Annotated in this window: 1 protein-coding gene; it reads right to left on the minus strand. The window is 74.1% G+C overall.

Translation table 11 applies throughout. From position 1 onward, the window contains the following. Positions 1–6,301: type I polyketide synthase (locus tag G3I65_RS58645; RefSeq protein WP_160700681.1), on the minus strand; the 6,301-nt coding region annotated here is incomplete at both ends.

Here is a 6,301-nt window from a genome sequence, read left to right on the forward strand (position 1 = left end):
GCCGACGCGCGCTGCGGCCGCGCCCGGACGAGCCCGCGCAGCAGCGGCGGGACGTCGTCGCCGCGCAGGGCCGCCGGATCGAGCCGCATGGGGACGAGGAGACTCGCCGCGTCGCCGACCGCCGCGTCGAAGAGGCTCAATCCGTCCTCAGTGGACAGCGGCAGCAATCCGGACCGGCTCATCCGGGCCCGGTCGGCCTCGGCGAGTTCACCGGCCATGCCGGTTTCCCAAGCACCCCAAGCGATCGAGGTACCCGGCAGGCCCTCGGCCCGGCGGTGGGCGGCGAGCGAGTCGAGGTAGGCGTTGGCGGCCGCGTAGGCGCCCTGCCCGGCGGTGCCCGCGAGGCCCGATACCGAGGAGAACAGGACGAAAGCGGCGAGGTCGGCGTCACGGGTCAGCTCGTGCAGGTGCCGCGCGCCGTCGGCCTTGGGCGCCAGGACCGCGGCGAGGTCGTCCTCGGTGAGCCGGTCGACGGTGGCGTCGGCCAGCACCCCGGCGGCGTGCACGACCGCGGTGAGCGGCAGCGTCCCGACCAGCTCGGCCACGGCTTCCCGGTCGGCGACGTCGCACGCGGCGACCGTCACCTCGGGCAGCTCGGCGACGAGTTCCTTGGCGCCGGGCGCGTCGATCCCGCGCCGGCTGGCGAGGACGACGTGCTTCGCGCCGCCGCGGACGAGGTGCCGGGCCAGCGCGGCCCCGAGCGCGCCGGTGCCGCCGGTGATCAGGACGGTGCCGTCCGGGTCGAGGGCACGCGGGACGGTCAGGGCGAGCTTCCCGGCGTGCTTGGCCTGGCTCAGGTACCGCAGGGCGTCGGGGGCGTGCCGGATGTCCCACGCGCGCACCGGCAGCGGCCGCAGATGGCCGGCCGCGAAAAGCTCGAGCACCTCGGTGAGCATCCGGCCGAGCCGCTCGGCCCCGGCCTCGGCGAGGTCGAAGGCCCGGTGGTTCGGCGCCTCGCGGACGTCGGTCTTGCCCATCTCGAGGAACCGGCCCCCGTCGGCGAGGAGCTTCTGGGAGGCGTCGATGAACTCACCGGTCAACGAGTTCAGGACGACGTCCATGCGCGGGAAGCGCTCGGCGAACTCGAGGGTGCGCGACGAAGCGAGGTGCGCGGCATCGAGGTCGACGGCGGCGTGCTTGCCGGGACTGGCGGTGCCGTACACCTCGGCGCCCAGGTACCGCGCCACCTGAACGGCGGCCATCCCGACCCCGCCGGCGGCCGCGTGGACGAGCACGGACTCCCCGGGCTTGAGCTCGGCGAGGTCGACGAGCCCGTAGTAGGCGGTGAGGAAGGCGACGGGCGTGGTCGCGGCCTGGGCGAACGTCCAGCCGTCCGGGATGGGCTTGAGGAGGCGGTGGTCGGTGGTGGCGTGGGTGGCGAAGGTGCCGGGGAAGAGGCCGAAGACGCGGTCACCGGGGGTGAGCGTGACGCCTTCGCCGGTGTGGGTGACGACGCCCGCGGCTTCCTGGCCGAGGGGGACGGGGCCGCCGGGGTAGCGGCCGAGGACGTTGAGGAGATCGCGGAAGTTGATCCCTGCGGCCCGGACGGCGACGCGCACCTCGCCGGGGGCGAGCGGTGCGGCTGGACCGGCGATGCTGTCATCCCCGGGCACCTGCCCCGCGCCGAGTGAGCGCGGCTCGGCAGGGCCTGCCGAGCCGCGTGGCACCGCCGCGATGCCGTCCACCGTGCCCGGCTCGGTGACCACCAGCTGCCAATCACCCTGCGGCAGCTCCAGGCCACCGACCGTCCCGCGCGCGATGCGGGGCACCAGGATCCGCCCCGCCCGCACCGCCACTTCCGGCTCACCGTCCGGCAGCACCGGTACCGGCGAACCGTCGTCCAGATCCACCAGCCGGAAACGGCCCGGGTGCTCCGAGCGCGCCGCGCGGACCAGTCCCCACGCCGCCGCTGCGGCCGGGTCCGGTACCTCGTCGCCGTCGGCGGCCGCCACTGCTCCGCGGGTCACGAACGCAAGCTCGCCGTCGCGGTCGTCCGACAGCCAGGAGCGGATCGCCGCGAGGACCCGGGCCGTCGTCGTGCGGACGTCCCCCGGCTCGACCGGCGAGAACACCGGCGAAGCCGCCGCAGAACCGGGCTCGGCCTCCCGCCACTCCAGCCGGAACAACGCGTCGCTGACCTGCGAAACCACCGGCCGCAGCACCAGCGACGCCACCGTCAGCACCGGGCGCCCCTCGCCGTCGGCGACGGTCAGGGAGACCGTGCCCGGCTCGATCGGCGTCAAGCGCACCCGCAGCGACGCCGCGCCCGCGCGGTGCCGGGCCACGCCGGACCACGTGAACGGGAGGCGGCCCTGACCGTCGTCGGGAAGGAGGCCGCCCAGGCCCAGGCCGTGCAGCGCCGCGTCCAGCAGCGCCGGGTGCAGGCCGAACCGGCCCGCGACGTCGTGGTCGGCGGCCGGCAAGGCCACCTCCGCGAACACCGAACCCTCGTGGAGCCACGCCGCCCGCAAGCCCTGGAACGACGGCCCGTAAGCGAACCCGCGGTCCTCGAAGCCCTGGTACAGGTCCGTCACGTCCACTTCGGACGCACCGGGTGGCGGCCACTCGCCGAGATCCTCGGCCACCACCGGCTCCGCGGACAGCACGCCGGTCGCGTGCCGCGTCCACTCACCGGAGTCGCGTCGCGAATGGACGGTGACCGTCCGGCGCCCGGCGTCGACCGCGACCTGGACGCGGGCCGGTTCCGTCAGCGGCAACGGCGCCGCGATCGTCAGCTCCTCCAACGTTTCGTATCCGGCCTCGGCGCCCGCGCGGAGGGCCAGCTCGACGAACGCCGTGCCGGGCAGGATGACCGTGCCGTGCACCGCGTGACCGGCCAGCCACGGCGACTTCCGCGTCGACAGGACCCCGGTGAGCACGTGGCCGCCGGATTCGGGCAGCTCGACCGCCGCGCTGAGCAGCGGGTGCCCGAGCGTATCGGGCTCGTCCGCCGCGTCCAGCCAGAACCGCTCGTGCTGGAACGCGTACGTCGGCAGATCCGTGCGGATCGGCCCGGCGCCGAACACCCGCGGCCAGTCGACGTCGAGGTGCGCCACCGCGGCCAGGACACCGGCCTCTTCGGGCCGACCGGCGACAAGGGTAGGAACGGCCCCATCGACCATCGGCGTCAGAACGGCGTCCGGGCCCAGCTCGACGAACCCGGTGACGCCCGAGGCCCGCAGCCGTTCGACGGCCTCGGCGAACCGGACCGGCTCCCGCACCTGCCGCACCCAGTACTCCGGCGTCACCGCCGACGAATCCACAGTAGACACAAAGGGAATCGACGGCTCAGCGCAACCGAGCCCGTCGATCGCCGCCGCGAACTCCGCCAGCATCGGCTCCATCAACGCCGAATGGAACGCGTGACTCGTGTTGAGCCGCTTGGTCTTCGCGAACTTCGCCGCGTACTCCGTGACCGCGGCCTCCACACCGGACAGCACCACCGAATCCGGCCCGTTCACCGCGGCCAGAGACACTCCCTCAGGAAGCTCGATGTCCACTTCGGACGACTGGACCGCGATCATCACGCCACCCGAAGGCAACGCCTGCATCAGCCGGCCTCGCGCGGACACCAGCGCGCAAGCGTCCTCGAGCGACAGGATCCCCGCGACGTGCGCGGCCGCGATCTCCCCCACCGAATGGCCCACCACGGCGTCGGGCCGGACGCCCCACGACTCCAGGAGCCGGAACAACGCCACTTCCACCGCGAAGATGCCCGGCTGCGCGAACTCCGTCTCGGCCGAGCCGAGGAAGTCACCGAGCCGCGGGTCCAGGTGTTCGCACACCGCGTCGAACGCGGCCGCGTAGGCCGGGAAGGCCGCGTACAGCTCCTGCCCCATCCCGGCGCGCTGGGAACCCTGCCCGGAGAACAGGAAAGCGACCTTGCCAAGCCCAGGCCGCACGACCTCGGCGACCGCGCGTCCCTCGGCGAGCCCGGTCAGCCCACGCCGGAACCCGTCGAGGTCGGCGGCGAGCACGACGGCACGGCACTCGAGCGACGCCCGGCCGGTGGCCAGCGTCCGCGCGGTCGCGACAAGATCCGGCCCGGTCTCGAGGAACTCCAGCAGTCGCGACGCCTGCGCCCGCAGCCCCTCCTCGGTCCGCGCCGAAACCAGCCACGGCACCACGTTCCCGGAGAACGTCTCGGCCGGCACCGCCACCGCGGGCGGTTCCTCCAGCACGATGTGCGCGTTGGTGCCGCTGATCCCGAACGACGACACCCCAGCCCGCCGGGGCCGCTCGGAAGCGGGCCAGGCGACGGGCTCGGTCAGCAGCCGCACCGAACCGGCCGACCAGTCCACTTCGGACGACGGAGCATCGACGTGCAACGTCCGGGGCAGCATCCCGTTCCGCAGCGCCTCGACCACCTTGATCACCCCGGCAACGCCGGCGGCCGCTTGTGTGTGCCCGAGGTTCGACTTCACCGAGCCGAGCCACACCGGTTCCGCGCGGTCCTGTCCGTAGGTCGCCAGAACTGCTTGGGCCTCAATGGGATCACCGAGTCGAGTGCCTGTTCCGTGCGCCTCGACGAGGTCCACATCGGACGCCGTCAGACCCGCGGCCGCCAGCGCGGCCCGAATCACCCGTTGCTGCGACGGCCCGTTCGGCGCGGTCAAGCCGTTCGACGCGCCGTCGGAGTTCACCGCGGAACCCCGCAGCACGGCGAGCACCGGGTGGCCGAGCCGCTGGGCGTCGGAAAGCCGTTCCACCAGCAAGATCCCGGCGCCTTCACCCCACGCTGTGCCGTCGGCGGCCGCCGCGAACGGCTTGCAGCGGCCGTCGGCGGCCAGGCCGCGCTGGCGCGAGAACTCGACGAACCCGATCGGCGTGGACATCACCGTGACCCCGCCGGCCAGCGCCAGCGAACACTCCCCGGCCCGCAGCGCCTGCGCCGCCAGGTGCAGCGCCACCAGCGACGACGAACACGCCGTGTCCACGGTGACCGCCGGGCCCTCCAGCCCCAGCGCGTACGCGACGCGGCCGGAGAACACGCTCGCCGAACTGCCGGTGCCGAGGTAGCCCTCGACCTGGTCGCGGGCGTTCATCAGCAGGGTGCTGTAGTCCTGGCCGTTGGTGCCGGCGAACACGCCGACCCGGCTGCCGCGCAACGCCGCCGGGTCGATCCCGGCGCGTTCGAATGCCTCCCACGCCGTCTCCAGCAGCATCCGCTGCTGCGGATCCATCGCGAGCGCCTCGCGCGGGCTGATCCCGAAGAACGCGGCGTCGAAGCCGGTCACGTCGTCCACAAAGGACCCGTGCCGGACGTAGGACCGGCCCGGGCTCTCCGGGTCGGGGTCGTACACGGCGTCGACGTCCCAGCCGCGGTCGGCCGGGAACGGCGTGACCGTGTCCCGGCCGGCGGCCAGGAGTTCCCAGAGGTCCTCCGGCGAGCCGACGCCGCCGGGAAACCGGCAGCTCATCGCCACGATCGCGATCGGCTCGTCCGCCGCACCGCGTTCGAGGACAGCCGTGCTGGCCACCGCCGCGCCGAAGTGCGACGCGAGGTGGCTGACCAGCGCGGCCGGGCTCGGGTGGTCGAAGACGAGCGTGGCCGGCAGCTTCAGGCCGACCGCGGCGCCGAGCTTGTTGCGCAGCTCCACCGCGGTCAGCGAGTCGAACCCGAGGTCGCGCAGGGCCCGCGCCGGGTCGATCCGGTCCGGCTCGGCGAACCCGAGCACGGCGGCGATCTGCGTGCGCACGATCTCGAGCAGCCGCCGGTCCCGCTCCGCCGGCGCCAAACCGGCCAGGCCGGGTTCGACGTTTTCGTTACTGGTGCGCGGGAGCAGGTCAGCGAGCAACCGGCCGGGGTCCTGCGCGGCCGTCCAGTCGACGTCGGCGACGACGACGGCCGTGTCGTCGAGGTCGAGGACGCGCTGCAGGCCGTCGAGAGCCAGCTCCGGCGGCATCGGCGGGACTCCGCGCTGCCGCAGCCGCGTCTCGAGGCCGCCGTCGGCCATGCCGCCGCCCGCCCAGTGCCCCCAGCCGATCGACGTCCCCGGCAGTCCGAGGCCGCGGCGGTAGCGCGCGAACGCGTCGAGGAAAGCGTTTCCCGGGGCGTAGTTCCCTTGCCCCGCACCGCCGTAGGTGCCCGCGAGCGACGAGAACAGCACGAACGCGTCGAGGTCGAGATCCCGGGTCAGCTCGTGCAGGGCGATCGCGGCCTCGGCCTTGACCCGCAGCACGCGCCCGGCCTGGTCGAGCGTGAGTTCGTCGAGCACGGCGTCGTCGAGCACGGCGGCGGTGTGGACCACCGCGCGCAGCGGCGCGTCCGCGGGCAGGGCGCCGAGCAGCGCGCCCAGCG

The organism is Amycolatopsis sp. SID8362, assembly GCF_010550475.1.
GTDB classification, from domain to species: domain Bacteria; phylum Actinomycetota; class Actinomycetes; order Mycobacteriales; family Pseudonocardiaceae; genus Amycolatopsis; species Amycolatopsis eburnea.